The sequence below is a fragment of the Gallaecimonas sp. GXIMD4217 genome (genome assembly GCF_038087665.1).
Lineage (GTDB): Bacteria > Pseudomonadota > Gammaproteobacteria > Enterobacterales > Gallaecimonadaceae > Gallaecimonas.
In genome coordinates this window covers 3,065,974-3,082,378 of sequence record NZ_CP149925.1, presented here as the reverse complement: position 1 = coordinate 3,082,378, position 16,405 = coordinate 3,065,974, and the positions used below count along the sequence as shown (strand labels likewise).

At 65.4% G+C, this 16,405-nt stretch carries 12 protein-coding genes; 9 read left to right on the top strand and 3 right to left on the bottom strand.

Annotation, left to right across the window (positions count from 1 at the left end; all coding sequences use genetic code 11):
- Nucleotides 1–137: 137 nt before the first annotated feature.
- The 7 genes from WDB71_RS14935 to WDB71_RS14905 are packed head-to-tail and all read left to right on the top strand — an operon-like array spanning nt 138 to nt 9,772.
- Nucleotides 138–2,246, top strand: a complete 2,109-nt coding sequence (locus WDB71_RS14935; protein WP_341502396.1) for a 4Fe-4S binding protein — start codon at nt 138–140, stop codon at nt 2,244–2,246.
- 33 nt (nt 2,247–2,279) lie between these two features.
- On the top strand, nt 2,280–4,160 hold the full coding sequence (gene nosZ / locus WDB71_RS14930) for a TAT-dependent nitrous-oxide reductase (protein ID WP_341502395.1): 1,881 nt from the start codon (nt 2,280–2,282) through the stop codon (nt 4,158–4,160).
- Between the two features lie 43 nt (nt 4,161–4,203).
- A complete protein-coding gene (locus tag WDB71_RS14925; RefSeq protein ID WP_341502394.1) occupies nt 4,204–5,499 on the top strand; it encodes a nitrous oxide reductase family maturation protein NosD in 1,296 nt (431 codons plus the stop codon).
- Nucleotides 5,477–6,376 carry an ABC transporter ATP-binding protein gene (locus WDB71_RS14920; protein ID WP_341502393.1) on the top strand — a complete coding sequence of 300 codons (900 nt, stop codon included), beginning with the start codon at nt 5,477–5,479 and terminating at the stop codon, nt 6,374–6,376. Before WDB71_RS14925 ends, WDB71_RS14920 begins: the two co-directional genes overlap by 23 nt.
- Nucleotides 6,373–7,203 carry an ABC transporter permease subunit gene (locus WDB71_RS14915; protein WP_341502392.1) on the top strand — a complete coding sequence of 277 codons (831 nt, stop codon included), beginning with the start codon at nt 6,373–6,375 and terminating at the stop codon, nt 7,201–7,203. Before WDB71_RS14920 ends, WDB71_RS14915 begins: the two co-directional genes overlap by 4 nt.
- Before the next feature lie 9 nt (nt 7,204–7,212).
- Nucleotides 7,213–7,713 carry a nitrous oxide reductase accessory protein NosL gene (locus WDB71_RS14910; RefSeq protein ID WP_341502391.1) on the top strand — a complete coding sequence of 167 codons (501 nt, stop codon included), beginning with the start codon at nt 7,213–7,215 and terminating at the stop codon, nt 7,711–7,713.
- A 49-nt stretch (nt 7,714–7,762) separates the two neighbouring features.
- On the top strand, nt 7,763–9,772 hold the full coding sequence (locus WDB71_RS14905) for a S9 family peptidase (RefSeq protein ID WP_341502390.1): 2,010 nt from the start codon (nt 7,763–7,765) through the stop codon (nt 9,770–9,772).
- A gap of 69 nt (nt 9,773–9,841) precedes the next feature.
- On the opposite strand, the gene WDB71_RS14900 is transcribed toward WDB71_RS14905, so the two are convergent.
- The gene (locus WDB71_RS14900) at nt 9,842–10,093 is read right to left on the bottom strand and encodes a TIGR02647 family protein (RefSeq protein WP_341502389.1); all 252 of its coding nucleotides are present in this window, start codon (nt 10,091–10,093) and stop codon (nt 9,842–9,844) included.
- Nucleotides 10,094–10,183: 90 nt separating this feature from the next.
- On the opposite strand from WDB71_RS14900, the gene WDB71_RS14895 reads away from it, so the two are divergent.
- On the top strand, nt 10,184–10,840 hold the full coding sequence (locus tag WDB71_RS14895) for a fumarylacetoacetate hydrolase family protein (RefSeq protein WP_341502388.1): 657 nt from the start codon (nt 10,184–10,186) through the stop codon (nt 10,838–10,840).
- Between the two features lie 38 nt (nt 10,841–10,878).
- Here the strand turns inward: WDB71_RS14895 and WDB71_RS14890 are convergent, their stop codons facing one another.
- On the bottom strand, nt 10,879–13,035 hold the full coding sequence (locus tag WDB71_RS14890; RefSeq protein ID WP_341502387.1) for a hypothetical protein: 2,157 nt from the start codon (nt 13,033–13,035) through the stop codon (nt 10,879–10,881).
- A 144-nt stretch (nt 13,036–13,179) separates the two neighbouring features.
- Complete coding sequence (locus WDB71_RS14885; protein WP_341502386.1) at nt 13,180–14,721, bottom strand: SulP family inorganic anion transporter; 1,542 nt, start codon at nt 14,719–14,721, stop codon at nt 13,180–13,182.
- Nucleotides 14,722–14,854: 133 nt separating this feature from the next.
- Here WDB71_RS14885 and WDB71_RS14880 point away from each other — a divergent pair, with 133 nt between their 5' ends.
- Nucleotides 14,855–16,342: a phospholipase D family protein gene (locus tag WDB71_RS14880; protein WP_341502385.1), complete on the top strand. Its 1,488-nt coding sequence runs from the start codon at nt 14,855–14,857 to the stop codon at nt 16,340–16,342.
- Nucleotides 16,343–16,405 lie beyond the last annotated feature (63 nt).

The following is a 16,405-nucleotide window of genomic DNA, read 5'->3' as shown; positions in this document are numbered from 1 at the left end:
GCATCAAGTCCGCACGCCCTTTTCCACTGCCGCCATGACGGTCCGATGAAGGCGCGTTTTTTCATGATCAACATCAAAAAGAGCATTTTGAGTGCGACATATAGTCGCAGCCAGACTCCTCCGTCGTGGATACCGTTATGGCGCGTTTGTTGTTCTCTTTGCTGCTGTCGCTGCTGGCCAGCTCCCTGGCCTGGGCCTATGGACAGGACAAGGCGCCCGAGGCCCAGCTACAGGCCCTGTATCCCGACCACCAGCTCAGTTTTTCCGAGCAGCCCCTGCCGGCCTGGAAGCTGACCGGCGCCGAGGAGCTGCTGGCCTTCACCACCCAGGCCATAGCTCCCATCCCCGCCTACTCGGGCAAGCCCATAGACGTGCTGGTGGTGCTGGACAGCCAGGGCAGCATCAAGAGTGCCAGGGTGCTGGAGCACCATGAGCCTATCCTGCTGGTGGGCATTCCCGAAGCCAAGTTGCACGCCTTTACCGATCAATACCAGGGGCTGGCCATCAAGGACGCCATCCGGGTCGGCTCCGCCGGCAGCGCCGACACCGTCACCATAGACGGTGTCACCGGCGCCACCGTCACAGTGATGGTGGTCAACCAGACCATCATCCGCGCCGCCCGGGAAGTGGCCAGGGCCTACGGCCTGGACGCCGGCCTCAGCAGCGATCTGGGCCCGGTACGGGCCCTGAAGGCGGATCTCACCGCCACCGGCGACTGGACCCGCCTCAGCGGCGACGGCTCCCTGCGCAGCCTGCTGCTGGACAGGGGCCAGGTGGACGATGCCTTCGTGGGCACCGCCGCCGCCGATGTGGATGCCGCCAGCCCCTCACAGCGCGCCGAGCCCTTTATCGAACTCTGGTTCGCCCCCCTCAACGTACCCGCCATCGGCCTCAGCCTGCTGGGCCAGGACCAATACCAGTGGCTGATGGGCGAGCTGAACCAGGGCGACCAGGCCATCGCCGTCATGGCCAGCGGCCGCTACAGCTTCCGGGGCAACGGCTTCGTGCGCGGCGGCATCTTCGACCGGGTGCGGCTGTGGCAGGACGGCCGCGAAATCGCCTTTCGCGACATGGACTACCACCGTCTCAGCGATGTCTTCATCGACGGCTTCCCCGGCTTCGACGAGAAGGCCATCTTCATCGCCCGCGGCGACGGCGAGCTGCGCCTGGACAGGCCCTGGCAGCTGGAGCTGATGGTGCGCCGCCAGGTCGGCGCCCTCAAGAGCGAGTTCGTCAGCTTCTACGGCGACTACCAGCTGCCGGAGTCCTACCTGGAACCGGCGCCCGAGGCCGCCCTGGCCGAGGAGCGGCCGCTGTGGGTCAGCGTCTGGTATGAAAAGCGCTTCCAGATCGCCGTGCTCGGCCTTGGCCTGCTGACCCTGCTGGTGATCCTCATCCTCCAGGACCAGCTGGTCCAGCATCCCAACCTGCTGCACAAGGTGCGCCTGGGCTACCTGCTGTTCACCCTGCTGTTCATCGGCTGGTACAGCCTGGGCCAGCTGTCCATCGTCAATGTGTTCACCTTCCTGCAGGCGCTGATGGGCGACTTCCAGTGGCAGATGTTCCTGCTGGATCCGGTGATCTTCATCCTCTGGGCCTTCGTGGCCATGACCCTGCTGCTGTGGGGCCGGGGCATCTTCTGCGGCTGGCTGTGCCCCTTTGGCGCCCTGCAGGAGCTGATCAACGAGGCCGCCCGCAAGCTCAAGATCAAGCAGGTCGAGCTGCCCTTTGCCGTCCACGAGCGGCTCTGGGCCCTCAAGTACATCATATTGCTGGGCCTGTTCGGACTGTCCCTGGAGTCCCTGGCCACCGCCGAGCGCTTCGCCGAGGTGGAGCCCTTCAAGACCAGCATCATGCTCAAGTTCGACCGCCAGTGGTGGTTCGTGCTCTACGCCGCGCTCTGGCTGCTGCTGAGCATCTTCAACCGCAAGACCTACTGCCGCTACATCTGCCCCCTGGGCGCGGCCCTGGCGGTGCCGGCCCGCAACAGGCTCTTTGACTGGCTCAAGCGCCGCAAGGACTGCGGCACCCCCTGCCAGCTCTGTGCCAAGGAATGCGAGATCCAGGCCATACACCCGGACGGCCATATCAACGCCAACGAGTGCCACTACTGCCTGGACTGCCAGATCACCTATCACAACAAGCGCAAGTGTCCACCGCTGGTGATGAAGGAAAAACAACGGCGCAAGGGCCACCAGGGGCGCAAGCCGCCCATGGGCGAGGCCATCGCCATCGTCGAGAAGTAATCAAGCTAAACCGACCCTATGAGGAGAGTTTCCATGGCTAAGATCGACCCCGAAGACAAGAACGTCAGCGAACACGTGCGCATGAGCCGTCGCCTGTTCCTGGGCGGTGGTACCGCCCTGCTGGCCGGTACCGCCACCGGCCTGGGGGCCAGCCTGCTCAGCGGCTCCGCCCAGGCGGCCGGCAAGGGTGCCACCGGCGTGGTGGCCCCGGGCGAGCTGGACGAGTATTACGGTTTCTGGAGCGGCGGCCACCAGGGCGAGGTACGGATCCTGGGCGTGCCCTCCATGCGCGAGCTGATGCGGATCCCGGTGTTCAACACCGACAGCGCCACCGGCTGGGGCCTGACCAACGAATCCAAGGAAATCCTGGGTGAGAACGCGCCCCTGAACGGCGACTGCCACCACCCGCATATGTCCATGACCGACGGCCAGTACGACGGCAAGTACCTGTTCATCAACGACAAGGCCAACACCCGCGTGGCGCGGATCCGCTGCGACATCATGAAGACCGACAAGATCACCTCGGTGCCCAATGTGTCGGCCATCCACGGCCTGCGGGTGCAGAAGGTGCCCCACACCAAGTACGTGTTCGCCAACGGCGAATTCCGCATCCCCCATCCCAACGACGGCCGGGATCTGGACAAGCCCGAGAACTACCTGACCATGTTCTCCGCCCTGGACGCCGAAACCATGGAAGTGGCCTGGCAGGTGATGGTGGACGGTAACCTGGACAACGTCGACGCCGACTACACCGGCAAGTACGCCTTCTCCACCTGCTACAACGCCGAAGGCGCCGTCGATCTGGCCGGCACCATGCGCGACGAGCGCGACCACCTGGTGGTGTTCAACGTCGAGCGCATCGAAGCCGCCGTCAAGGCCGGCAAGTTCAAGACCCTGCCCGGCTCCAAGGTGCCGATCGTGGATGGCCGCAAGGGCTCCAGCCTGACCCGCTACATCCCGGTGCCCAAGAATCCCCACGGCATCAACACCGCCCCCGGTGGCCGCTACGCCGTGGCCAACGGCAAGCTGTCCCCCACCGTCACCATGATCGATCTGCACCGGCTGGATGACGTCTTCGACGACAAGATCAAGCCCCGCGACACCGTCGCCGCCGAAGTGGAGCTGGGCCTGGGGCCGCTGCACACCGCCTTCGACGGACGTGGCAACGCCTACACCACCCTGTTCATCGACTCCCAGATCGTCAAGTGGGACGTGGCCAAGGCGGTACGCGCCTACAATGGCGAAAAGGTGGACTACATCCTCCAGAAGCTGGACGTGCAGTACCAGCCCGGCCACAACCACACCACCATGGGCGAGACCCGCGACGCCGACGGTAAGTACCTGGTGTCCCTGTGCAAATTCTCCAAGGACAGGTTCCTGCCCTGTGGCCCGCTGCACGCCGAGAACGACCAGCTGATCGACATCTCCGGTGACGAGATGAAGCTGATCCACGACGGCCCCACCTACGCCGAGCCCCACGACTGCATGATGGTGCATCGTTCCAAGGTCAAGACCCGCAAGCTGTGGAAGCGTGACGACCCCTACTTCGCCAGCACCCGCGAGATGGCCAAGAAGGACGGCGTCAACCTGGAGACCGACTCCAAGGTGATCCGCGACGGCAACAAGGTCAGGGTCTACATGACCTCCATCGCCCCCAACTTCGGCCTCACCGAGTTCAAGGTCAAGCAGGGCGACGAGGTGACCGTCATCATCACCAACCTGGACCAGATCGAAGACGTTACCCACGGCTTCTGCATGGTCAACCATGGCGTCAGCATGGAGATTAGCCCGCAGCAGACCTCTTCCGTCACCTTCGTGGCCGACAAGCCCGGGGTGCACTGGTACTACTGCAACTGGTTCTGCCACGCCCTGCACATGGAAATGCGCGGCCGCATGCTGGTGGAAAAGGCCTGATGGCCAAGGCGGGGGCCTGGCCCCCGCCGTTTTTGGAGACCGGATGAGAACACTGCTGACCTTACTGCTGTTGTCGCCGCTGCTGGCCTGGGCCCAGGTCCGCCTGGAACCGGCCCAGATCCAGCAGCTGGCCGAGCTGGAGGAGGGCACCCAGGTGCTGCTGGCACCCGGAACCTACCCGCCCCTGGTCATAGACCGCACTCTCAGCATCCGCGCCGAGCCCGGCGCCCTGGTCGAGGGTGGCGCCGTCGGCCATGCCGTGCAGCTGCTGGCCCCCGGGATCAGGCTGCAGGGTCTGACCATCCGCAACTGGGGTGACGATCTTGGCCGCCAGGACGCCGGCATCTATGTGGGCCGCCAGGCCAAGGGCGCCGTCATCCAGGGCAATGTGCTGCAGGGACCGGCCTTCGGGATCTGGGTGGACGCCACCGCGGAGGTGACCATAGCGGACAACCGCATCCAGGGCGACCAGAGCCTGCGCAGCCAGGACAGGGGCAACGGCATTCACCTGTTCAACGTCAGTGGCGCCAGGGTCGAGGGCAACGAGATCTGGCACACCAGGGACGGCATCTATATTGACACCAGCAACAACAACGTGCTGGCGCGCAATCACCTGCACGATCTGCGCTACGGCATCCACTACATGTATTCCCACCACAACCAGGTGCTGGACAACCTCACCGAGCGTACCCGTACCGGCTACGCCCTGATGCAGTCCAAGTTCCTGGAGGTGCGTGGCAACCAGTCCAGGGATGACCAGAACTACGGCATCCTGATGAACTACATCACCTATTCCACCCTGGTGGGCAACCGCGTCAGCGGCGTGCGCGCCAGCCGTGGCCTGCTGAACAGCAAGGGCGGCGAGGGCAAGGCCTTCTTCGTCTACAACTCGGTGGGCAACACCCTCAGCCACAATCATGTCTTCGATTCGGATCTGGCCATTCACCTCACCGCCGGCTCCGATCAAAACAGGATCTTCGCCAACGCCTTCGTCGGCAACCAGGCCCAGGTCAAGTACGTCTCCACCCGCTCCCAGGAGTGGTCCCATGAGGGCCAGGGTAACTACTGGAGCGACTACCTGGGCTGGGACATGAACGGCGATGGCCAGGGAGATCTGGCCTACGAGCCCAACGACGGCATGGACCAGCTGCTGTGGCGCTATCCCTCGGCCCGCTTCCTGTTCAATTCACCGGCCGTGGAGCTGCTGCGCTGGGTGCAGCGCAGCTTCCCCGTCTTCAAGGCCCAGGGCGTCAAGGACAGCCACCCGCTGATGGCGCCGCCCCAAGCGCCGGCACTCATGCTGGCAGGAGGACAAGATGAGCCTGTTGCAGCTCACTAACGTGCATAAGCACTACCGGGGCGTCCACGCCCTCCAGGGCGTCAGCTTCAACCTGGAGCCCGGCACCCTGGTGGGCCTGTTCGGCCACAACGGCGCCGGCAAGACCACCACCATCAAGCTGATCCTGGGCCTGCTGCAGGCCGACGGCGGCCGCCTGCAGGTGCTGGGCGAGGATCCGGCCGCCAAGGCCTTCCGCCAGGCCAGGCAGGCCATCGGCTTTTTGCAGGAGAACGTCAGCTTCTACGACCAGCTCAGCGGCCGCGAGGTGCTGCATTACTTCGCCCGCCTCAAGGGCGTGGCCCTCAAGGAGGCCGATGGGCGCCTGGAGGAGCTGGGCCTGGGCCAGGCCGCCGGGCGCCGGGTGGCCACCTACTCCAAGGGCATGCGCCAGCGCCTGGGCCTGGCCCAGGCCATGCTGGGCAGGCCGAAACTGCTGCTGCTGGACGAGCCCACAGTGGGCCTGGATCCGGTGGCCACCCAGGCCTTCTACGAGTCGGTGCACCGGCTCAGGGAGCAGGGCTGCGCCGTGATCCTCTGCTCCCACGTGCTGCCCGGTGTCGAGCCCTACCTGGACAGGGCCCTGATCCTGGGCAAGGGCCGGCTGCTGGCGGACGGCACCTTGGCCGAGCTCAAGGCCCAGGCCGATCTGCCCCTGGTGCTGAGCCTGAGCGGTAACGACCTGCTGGCGCAGCTGCCCCAGAGCCTGCAAAGGCAGGCGGAAGCCACCACGGACGGGCTCAGGCTCAGGGGGCGCCTGGCCGACAAGCTGGTCTTCAACCAGCTGCTGGGCGGCCTGTCCGGGGTCCGAGACTTCCAATGGCAGCTGCCGGACTTGGTGGCCCTGTACAACCATCATTGTGGGGAGCTGGCGAAATGAACGGCATACTGACGGTCGCCCGCAAGGAATTCCTGGACGGCCTGCGCAACAGGTGGATCCTGGCCATCGCCCTGATGCTGGCGCTGCTGGCGGTGGGCCTGGCCTATTTCGGCGCCGCCGCCTCCGGCCAGGTGGGCTTCACCTCCCTGGCCTCGACCCTGGCCAGCCTGTCGTCCCTGGCGGTGGTGATCATCCCGCTGATCGCCCTGCTGCTGGGCTACGACGCCATAGTGGGCGAGGCCGAGCGGGGCACCCTGCTGCTGCTGCTCAGCTACCCCCTTGGCCGCCGGGCCCTGCTGCTGGGCAAGCTGCTGGGCCAGGGCGCCATGCTGGCCCTGGCCATCAGCCTGGGCTTTGGCGCCGCCGCCGTGATGATGCTGCTGTTCGCCGACCAGGCCGAGCCGGCGGCGGTGCTCAAGGGTTTTGGCCTGCTGATCGCCACCGCCTCCTGGCTGGGCTGGACCTTCCTGGCCCTGGCCTACGGCTTCAGCGCTGGCGTGGTGGAGAAGTCCCGGGCCGCCGGCGCCGCCCTGCTGCTGTGGTTCTTCTTCGTGGTGCTGTTCGATCTGCTGTTGCTGGGCCTGCTGGTGCTGACCCAGGGCCAGGTGAGCAGCGAGCTGTTCCCCTACCTGCTGCTGGCCAGCCCCACCGATCTGTTCCGGCTGGTCAACCTGCTGCACCTGAGCCAGGGCGAGCTGATGGGCGGCCTGTTCAGCACCATAGGCCAGGCCGATTTCGCCTGGCCGGAGCTGGCCCTGGCCCTGGCCCTGTGGCTGGCGCTGCCGGCCGGCCTGGCCCTGTTCGTCTTCAATCGCCGCGCGCTGTAGGGAGTCGAGATGCGCTATCTGATGTTGTTACTGGTCCTGGTGCTGACGGCCTGCGGCTCCGAGCAGGGCAACGACCAGGCCAGGAGCCCGGTGGCCATACAGCAAGGGGATGAATGCCACCTGTGCGGCATGCTGATCAGCGGCTTTCCCGGCCCCAAGGGCCAGGCCTGGAGCGAGGGCCGGCAACGCAAGTTCTGCTCCACCCGGGATCTGCTCACCTGGGCCCTGGATCCCGAGCACAGCGCCACGGTGCGGCAGATCTGGGTCCATGATATGAGCCAGAACGACTGGTCCCATCCCCTGGACACCACCTTTATCGACGGCCGCCAGGCCTGGTATGTGCTGGGCTCCCGGGCCAGGGGCGCCATGGGCCCGACCCTGGCCAGCTTCGCCAGCAAGGAGCTGGCCCTGGCCTTTGCCGCCGAGCAGGGCGGCACTGTGCTGGCCTTCACCGAGCTGACCCTGGACCGTCTCAACGCCCAGGCCGGCGACGCCCACCCCGGGCACTGAGCCACGACATTGGGCATAATGGCGGCAACGCAGTGAAAAGGTTGCCGCCATGTCCCAAGCCCCCATCGCCCGCCGTATCGCCCATTTCCACGAATGCCACGGCCACAGGCGGGAAGATCCCTACCACTGGCTGCGCAGCGACGGCCGCGACGACCCAGAGGTGCTGGCCCACCTGCAGGCGGAAAACGCCCATGCCGAGGCGGTGCTGGCCCCCAACCAGGCCCTGGAGGAGGCGCTCTTTGCCGAAATGACCGGCCGCATCCAGCCGGAGGACTGCTCGCTGAGCTGGCCGGATCACGGCTGGCAGCTGAGATCCCGCACCCTGGCCGGCAGGGAATACCCCCTCTACGAAGGCCGGCGCAGCCAGGACCAGGACTGGCGGCTGCTGCTGGACGGCAATGTCCTGGCCGGTGACGCCGGTTATTTCGCCTTCGGCGACCTGGCCGTCAGCCCGGACGGCCGCTGGCTGGCCTACAGCACCGACCACAACGGCGACCGCACCCACAAGGTGCAGGTGCTGGATCTGGACAGCGGCCAGCTGCTGGAAGAGGACTTCCCGCTGATCAGTGGTGAGCTGATCTGGGGCCAGGACAGCCGCACCCTCTACTACCTGACCCTGACCAGTGACAGCCTGCTGCCCCACAGGCTGATCCGCCACCGCCTGGGCCAGGGCGGCCAGTGTCTTTACGAGGAAAAGGACGACAGCTTCTGGCTGGGCATAGGCGAAAGCAGGGACCGCCAGCAGCTGCTGCTGAGCGCCAGCGCCACCCTCACCACAGAGGTGCTGCTGCTGCCCCTGGACGGCAGTGAGGATCTGCCGCGCCCCTTCTGGCCCCGTGAGGAAGGCCACGAATACCACCTCGATTGCCTGCACGGCCGCTACTGGCTGCTCAGCAACAGCACCGGGCCCAACTTCGCGTTGCTGAGCGGCACCGGCCCGGACCAGCTGGAGCTGGTGCAGGCCCATGACGAGGAGGTGCTGCTGGAGGACATGGACATCTTCCCCGGTTTCGTGGCCCTGGCCGAGCGCCACAACGGCCAGGCGCGGATCCGCATCATCGAGGGTGGCGACAGCCGGCTGCTGAGCTGGCCGGATCCTGTCCACGACGTCTGGCTGGGCCACTACCCCGGCGATGAGCTGCGCCTGGGTTACCAGAGCCCGATCCGGCCCGTCTCCGTCTACCGTTATGAGCCGGCCTTCGAGGAACTGAGCCTGCTGAAGACCCAGCAGATCCCCGGCGGCTTCGAGCCCGAGCTGTACCAGGTGGAGCGCATTCAGGTGCGGGCCAGGGACGGCGCCCAGGTGCCGGTGACCCTGGTATGGCGCAAGGACGCCTTCCACAAAGGGGAGAATGCCCTGCTGATCGACGGTTACGGCGCCTACGGCTACAGCCTGGATCCGGGCTTTTCCCTGAGCCGTATCAGCCTGCTGGATAGGGGCCTGGTCTACGCCATGGCCCATATCCGCGGCGGCCAGGAGAAGGGCCGGGCCTGGTACGAAGGGGGGCGTGGCCTGCACAAGTGGCACAGCTTCCACGACTTTATCGATGTCACCAGGGCCCTGGTGGCCAGGGGCCATGGCCACAAGGACAAGGTCTGCTGCGAGGGCCGCAGTGCCGGCGGCCTGCTGATCGGCGCCGTGCTCAACGAGGCCCCCGAGCTGTACCGGGCGGCCCTGGTGGAGGTGCCCTTCGTGGACGTGATCTCCACCATGCTGGACGACAGCCTGCCCCTGACCACGGGGGAATACGATGAGTGGGGCAACCCCAACCAGCCCAGGGACTACCACCTGATGCTCAGCTACAGCCCCTACGACAATGTCCGGGCCCAGGCCTACCCGCACATCTATGTGCGCAGCGGCCTGCACGACACCCAGGTGGCCTATTGGGAGCCGGCCAAGTGGGTGGCGCGGCTGCGCGAGCTGAAGACGGATGACAACCAGCTGTTGCTGGAAACCGATCTGGAGGTGGGCCACGGCGGCCAGAGCGGCCGCTACCGGCAATACAGGGAAGTGGCGCGGCAATACGCCTTTTTGCTGAGAATGCTGGCCAAGGACTAGGCGGCCGCTACCAACTACATGGGAAGTGGCTCGGGACTGACAAAGGAAAGGGGCCTTTGGCCCCCTTGTTCAGGTGGTGGCGGCGGGCTCCGAGGCCAGTATGGTCACGGCCAGCTTGAGATGCTCGGCCACCTCCCGGCCCAGTTCGGTCAGGTAGCCGCCGTCGCGCTGGGTCACCAGCCCCTTGTCGAACAGCCGCGCCGTGGCGGCCACGGCGGCCGGGTCGGCGTCGTGGTGGACCTTGAGCCCCACCTGTACCGATTGCAGGGAAAAGCGGCTCAGCATCTGGATCTCGTCGAGCAGTTCCTGGGTTAGCGCCATGGTCTTTCTCCTCTGGTGTTTAATCCACTATGTGCCTATTTTTCATGGATTAACAGTACAATGTCGGCATCCAAATCAAGGGAGACGCATATGGAATGGCAATGGGCCGGCAACGGCAGCACCGGCCTCAGGGTCGGCAAGGTGGTCTGCGTGGGCCGCAACTATGTGGAGCACGCCAAGGAGCTGGGCAACACGGTACCGGAAAAGCCGCTGCTGTTCCTGAAGCCGTCCACGGCGGTGTGCAGCCTGGAGGAAGGCTTCGCCATTCCCAGGGACAAGGGCCGGGTCCACCACGAGCTGGAGCTGGCGGTGCTGATGGGCAACTGGCTCAAGGACGGCTCCGAGCAGGAGGCCAGGCAGGCCATGGCCGGCATCGGCCTGGCCCTGGATCTGACCCTGAGGGATCGCCAGGAGGAACTCAAGCAGCAGGGCTATCCCTGGGAGGAGGCCAAGGCCTTCGACGACAGCTGCCCGACCTCCAGGTTCATCCCCATGGCCGAGATAGAGCAGCTGGACGCCATTCCCCTGGCCCTGCACCGCAACGGCGAGCTCAGGCAGAGCGGCCACAGCGGCCAGATGATCATTCCCATCCTCAAGCTGATCAGCCACATCAGCCGCATCTTCACCCTGGAGCCCGGCGACGTGGTACTGACCGGCACCCCGGCCGGGGTGGGCGAGCTGGCGCCCGGCGACGAACTCATCGTCGAGATCCCCGGCAAGATGCGGGTGCTCAGCCAGGTCAGGTAAGCCCGGAAATGAAAAAGCCGCCCCAGGGGCGGCTTTTCTTATTGCGGCAGGCTGTCCACATCGACAGGGGCCTGGCTCAGCCTTTCAAGCTGGCGGATGTCGACATGGCGCCAGAAGAATTCCGTTTCCTCGGGATCATAGTACCTGGTGTCATGGAACAGGCTCCACTTGCCCTGGTTGTCGCCACCAAAGCTCCAGTAGCGCCTGTTATAGAGCCGGCAGTCGGGGTTGGCGGTCTCGGCGCAGGGCTGGCTGGTGTTGATATCCCGATAGCGTGCCATCACCAGCTGTTCGCCGTCCATGGTCCAGAGGTAGGGGGTGGTGACATGATCGCCCTGGCTCAGGCCATCGCCATCCAGATCGCCCAGGAAATGGGCCACTGCGGTGCCGTCACCCTTGATCTCGAACCAGAAGATGCTGTTGGGGGCGTTCAGGGCATCGCGCTGGTAGCCCAGCAGCAGCGGCTCGTCGTAGTTGCTGACCGGCCAGTCCTGCTGCCTGACCAGGGAAGCCACAGCGGAGCCGGTTTGTGCCCTGACCCTGATGCTGGTGGTGTCGGAACGCACCAAGTCGTAACGCCACTGGCTCTGGTCGGGCCAGGTCAGCAGCAGATCCCCGTCGCTGTGCTGCCACTGGAAGGTGGCATTGTTATCCAGGCGCGCCCCTGTACCGTCGAACTCAAAGCGAAACAGGGCGGCAAGGCGGGCCTGGCCCTGACCCATGGCGCCGTTGTTGCCCTGGATGACCTCGTCATGTTCTTCCCGCACCGGCAGGGGCAGGCCCAGGGTGGCCGGGGCGGCCAGTATGAAGGGCGAGGCGCCGTCGTCGGTCAGGTACCAGTTGGCGAAGACCATGTGCTCGCTGTCGTAGCTCTTGTTACTGGGCTCGTTACGCGGATAACGCTCGATGTCGAACCAGCGTTCTTCGACCACCAGCAGCTGGCCATTGGCCTGGGCTATGGGCCGCAGTTTGGCCCTGGTCAGCCACCTGTCTTCGAATTGATCGGTGCCGTTTAACAATACCGAGCGCCTGAAGGCCTGATCGGCAAAGGTGGCCTGCCAGCTGCCCTGCTCCAACTGCCAGTGGAAGCTGGCGTGCTCGCTGAAATCCGCCAGGGTCAGGGTACCGGTACCTTCTGCATTCCAATGCCAGCTAGTGGCCGAGCCGCCTCCCCAGGCCTTGGTTGCAATCTCCGTCATCAGCGTCGGTAGCTGCAATGGGATGGCGGGCAGGGCCTGGCTGTCGGCAAGCGTGGCTCCATAAAGCTCTTCAAAGCCCGCCTGGGCGCTCTGTTGGTTGGCCCAATCCTGGTGATCGAAGATGGTCCGGGCCAGGGTTCGGGTGTCGGCAACACCGGCGGGCAGCGCCGCGCCCTGGTCGACCACGGCCTTGAGCAGCGTGGCCAGGTTCAGCCAGTGATCGGCCTCCAGCCGGCTGGTGGCGGCCAGGTATTCGGCTTCCGTGGTGGCCTGGTGGCCAAGTGTGTGTTCGATAAGACCGTCCCGGGCCGTGCTCAGGTGGCTGACCAGCAGGCGCGGCTGGCGCTGGCTGTCCAGGCTGTCGCCCTGGGCCAGCAGCTCGCTGGCCAGGCCCAGCCAGGAGCCAAGTATGACCCTCTCGTCCGTGGCGCTCTGGGCTTCCAGCGTCAGGAGGGCTTCGGTCTCGGTCTCATCAACGACCAGCTCCAGACGGTAATAGCCGTCGTTGTCGGCGGTGGTGGTCACCGGCTCGCTGCGGCCGGAAATCGTCAGGGACACGGCAGCGCCGGGCAGGGGGCCGTCGTAGACCCGGCCGGACAGGGTCAGGGCGTGTTTGATGGCCCGGACCGTGATGGTGCTGCTGGCGGAGGTGCTGGCGCCATCATCGTCGGTGACGGTCAGGGTGAACACCAGGTTGGCGTCTTCGCCGAGTTCCGGGGCCGTGAAGCTGAGGGTGGCGGTATCGGCGCCGCTCAATACCACTTCCGGGCCAGAGGATTGTGTCCAACTGTAGCCGGCGATGCTGCCGTCGCTGTCCCTGGCCGTGGCATTCAAGGTTACCTGGTCCCGCTCGGTGACGGTCTGGTTGGTCAGCTCGATGCTGGGGGGATTGTTGGGGGCCGGCTTTTCCGGCTCTGTGCCCCCGCCCCCACCGCCACAGGCGCTGAGCAGCAGAGCGGACAGCAGGCAGGGCAGGGCCCTTGTTATTGTTTTCATCTGTTTCCATCTGGTGTTTTTTCAATCGGCTGGCGGATATTAAGGAAATGTTAAATGCAAGGCAATGGCTCTGATGAGGCAGGGTTCTTGACCACAAAAAAGCCGCCCACTGGGCGGCTTTTTCAATCTTGGCTGGCGAGCGCCTTAGCGGCTGAACTCCAGGCGGGCGGAGTCCACCTCGACCCGGTGACCGGCCTTGGCCAGTACCTTCTGGCAGTGCTGGCTGAGGTTTCTGAGGGCGATCTCCTTGCCCTGGGCCTCGTAGCGGCTGGCCAGGGTGTCGATGGCCTCCAGGGCGCTGTGGTCGCAGACCAGGGAGTGGTGGAAGTCGATCTCCACCCGGGCCGGATCCTTGATGGCGTCGAACTGCTCCAGGAAGCTCTGCACCGAGCCGAAGAACAGCGGGCCATAGACCTCGTAGTGCAGCAGCTCGCCCTGCATCTCGCGGGTGACGCGCACGTGCTTGGCGTGCTCCCAGGCGAAGATCAGCGCCGAGGCGATGACGCCGCAGGCCACGGCGATGGCCAGGTCGGTGAACACGGTCACCGAGGACACCAGCACCAGCACGAAGGCGTCGCCCCTGGGGATCTTGCTGAGGATGCGGAAGGAGGACCACTCGAAGGTGCCGATCACCACGATGAACATCACGCCCACCAGGGCCGCCACCGGGATCTGCTCGATCAGCGGCGCCAGCCAGACGATGAAGGCCAGCAGGGCCAGGGCGGCGGTGATGCCGGACAGGCGGCCGCGGCCGCCGGAGTTCACGTTGATCATGGACTGGCCGATCATGGCGCAGCCGCCCATGCCGCCGAAGAAACCGGTCACCACGTTGGCGGTGCCCTGTCCCAGGCATTCGCGACGGGTGGAGCCCTTGGTCTGGGTGATCTCGTCGACCAGGGTCAGGGTCAGCAGCGACTCGATCAGGCCGATGGCCGCCAGCACGATGGAGTAGGGCAGGATGATCTGCAGGGTTTCCCAGTTCAGGGGCACCTGGGGGATATGGAAGCTGGGCAGGCCGCCGGCAATGGAGGCCACGTCACCCACGGTACGGGTCTCGATGCCCATGAAGCCCACCGCCAGGGCGATGGTGACGATGGCCACCAGGGAGGAGGGCACCGCCTTGGTCAGCTTGGGCAGGAAGTGGATGATGGCCATGGTCACGGCCACCAGGCCCAGCATGGTGTAGAGGGCGCTGCTTTCCAGCCAGGCCACGTCGATGACGCTGCCCTCCAGGGAGGTGCCGGCCAGCCAGCCGGCCTCGCCCTGGACGCCAAACTGGCCCAGCTGGGCCAGGAAGATGACGATGGCCAGGCCGTTGACGAAGCCCAGCATCACCGGGTGTGGCACCAGGCGGATGAAGCGGCCCAGCTTGAGGGCGCCGGCCAGCAGCTGGATCAGGCCCATCAATACGACGGCGGCGAACAGGTATTCCACGCCATGGGCCTTGACCAGGGCCACCATGACCACGGCCAGGGCGCCGGTGGCACCGCTGATCATGCCCGGACGGCCGCCAAAGATGGCGGTGATCAGGCAGACGAAGAAGGCGGCATAGAGACCGACCAGGGGCTCGACACCGGCCACGAAGGCAAAGGCGACCGCTTCCGGCACCAGCGCAAGGGCAACGGTGAGCCCCGAGAGCAGATCGTTCTTGAACGACTGCGTCTTGGCAGCTTTCAAATCAAACATGGATTTCCCGACGACGTATTGGAGGCAAACTTCAAGCACTTGCGAAGAAGCGCTCAATAAATGAGCGGCGCATTCTACCCATTTCCCACTTTGGTTACAATCGAACCATGAGGGAGTAACCCTAAGGGTAGGGATGAGCGGATTAAGGTGGTGGCTGACGTCCTTGTCGCTGGTGGTGGCCGGCGCGGCCAACAGGGTGCCGCGATTTGCCCGCGAACCCATGGCGGCCCTGCCGCCCCACGACCAGCGCCATTGGCGCCGGCGCCTGGGGGAAGGGTTCAGGTTGCTGGCGGACGGCAAGGAGGCCCTGGCGGTACGCCTGGCGCTGATCGAGCAGGCCCAGGTCAGCATCGATGCCCAGTACTACCAGTGGAAGACCGACAGCTCCGGGCAGCTGCTGCTGTCGGCCCTGGTGGACGCCGCCGACCGCGGCGTGCGGGTGCGACTGCTGGTGGACGACATCCACACCAATGACGATCCCGCCATCGCCCGCATCAATGCCCACCCCAACATCCATATCCGCCTGTTCAACCCCTTTGGCAGCCGGGTGCTGACCCCCATCACCCGGCCCCTGGAATGGCTTTGGGACTTCTCCCGGGCCAATCACCGCATGCACAACAAGGCCCTGGTGGTCGACGGCGAGGTGGTGATCATCGGCGGTCGCAACGTCGGCGACGAGTATTTCGGCCTCCATCCCAGGCGCAATTTCCTGGACACGGACGTGCTGGCCCTGGGGGATTTCGTCGACGAGGTGATCAAGGCCTTTGACCTGTTCTTCAACTGCGAATGGTCGGTGCCGGTATCCAGGCTGATCCTGCTGCGGCCCATAGGGGCCGAGGTCAAGCTGGCCTTTCGCCGCCTCAGGGAATTCCGCGACAAGCCCCATTGCCGGGCGCTGCTGGCGCGGCTGCCCTCTTCGCCACTGGAAGGGCGCCTGCTGCCGGGCCAGGCCAGGGTGATCTACGACAAGCCCCACAAGGTGCGGCGCTTTCGGCGCCGGGCCGGCTCCAGCACCGCCCTGGTGCTGTCGCGCCTGGCCCAGCAGGCCCGCAAACAGCTGCTGGTGTTCAGCCCCTACCTGGTGCCTTCCCAGGATCTGATCGCCCGCCTCGGCATCCAGACCGGGCGGGGGGTCAGGACCCGCTTCGTCACCAACTCCCTGGCCGCCAACGATGTGATCATGGCCCATACCGGCTATCAGGATCAGCGCCCGGCCCTGCTCAGCGCCGGGGTGGAGCTGAACGAGCTGGCCCGGGACGCGCCCCTGCCCGGCGGCAAGACCGAGGGCTCCCATTCCAGCCTGCATGCCAAGCTGCTGGTCTACGACCGCAGCCACCTCTATATCGGCACCTTCAACATGGATCCCCGCTCCATCTTCATCAATACGGAGATGGGGTTGTTAATCGATTGTGAACCTCTGGCCCGGGAAGTCACCGTTCTGGCCAGGGCCATGATCAGGTCGGGCCACTGCTGGCAACCCAGGCTGGACGGCCATGATCTGATCTGGTGGCGGCGTTTCAATGGCAGCCTGTTCACCAGCGCCGTTGAGCCACAGAGCTCCCTGTGGCGGCGTCTGTTGGCCTGGCTGCTGTCCTGGCTACCGGTCAGGAACCAGCTCTAGGCATTTTAAACGAGCCTGCCGTTTAAAATGCAGGAAAACGTTTCGAGCCGCATCGAACATGCC

What these genes read in the sequence shown, in the direction of transcription:
- WDB71_RS14935 (WP_341502396.1), top strand. Translation starts at nt 138, where the DNA reads ATGGCGCGTTTGTTGTTCTCTTTGCTGCTGTCGCTGCTGGCCAGCTCC.
- nosZ (WP_341502395.1), top strand. Translation starts at nt 2,280, where the DNA reads ATGGCTAAGATCGACCCCGAAGACAAGAACGTCAGCGAACACGTGCGC.
- WDB71_RS14925 (WP_341502394.1), top strand. Translation starts at nt 4,204, where the DNA reads ATGAGAACACTGCTGACCTTACTGCTGTTGTCGCCGCTGCTGGCCTGG.
- WDB71_RS14920 (WP_341502393.1), top strand. Translation starts at nt 5,477, where the DNA reads ATGAGCCTGTTGCAGCTCACTAACGTGCATAAGCACTACCGGGGCGTC.
- WDB71_RS14915 (WP_341502392.1), top strand. Translation starts at nt 6,373, where the DNA reads ATGAACGGCATACTGACGGTCGCCCGCAAGGAATTCCTGGACGGCCTG.
- WDB71_RS14910 (WP_341502391.1), top strand. Translation starts at nt 7,213, where the DNA reads ATGCGCTATCTGATGTTGTTACTGGTCCTGGTGCTGACGGCCTGCGGC.
- WDB71_RS14905 (WP_341502390.1), top strand. Translation starts at nt 7,763, where the DNA reads ATGTCCCAAGCCCCCATCGCCCGCCGTATCGCCCATTTCCACGAATGC.
- WDB71_RS14900 (WP_341502389.1), bottom strand. Translation starts at nt 10,093, where the DNA reads ATGGCGCTAACCCAGGAACTGCTCGACGAGATCCAGATGCTGAGCCGC.
- WDB71_RS14895 (WP_341502388.1), top strand. Translation starts at nt 10,184, where the DNA reads ATGGAATGGCAATGGGCCGGCAACGGCAGCACCGGCCTCAGGGTCGGC.
- WDB71_RS14890 (WP_341502387.1), bottom strand. Translation starts at nt 13,035, where the DNA reads ATGAAAACAATAACAAGGGCCCTGCCCTGCCTGCTGTCCGCTCTGCTG.
- WDB71_RS14885 (WP_341502386.1), bottom strand. Translation starts at nt 14,721, where the DNA reads ATGTTTGATTTGAAAGCTGCCAAGACGCAGTCGTTCAAGAACGATCTG.
- WDB71_RS14880 (WP_341502385.1), top strand. Translation starts at nt 14,855, where the DNA reads ATGAGCGGATTAAGGTGGTGGCTGACGTCCTTGTCGCTGGTGGTGGCC.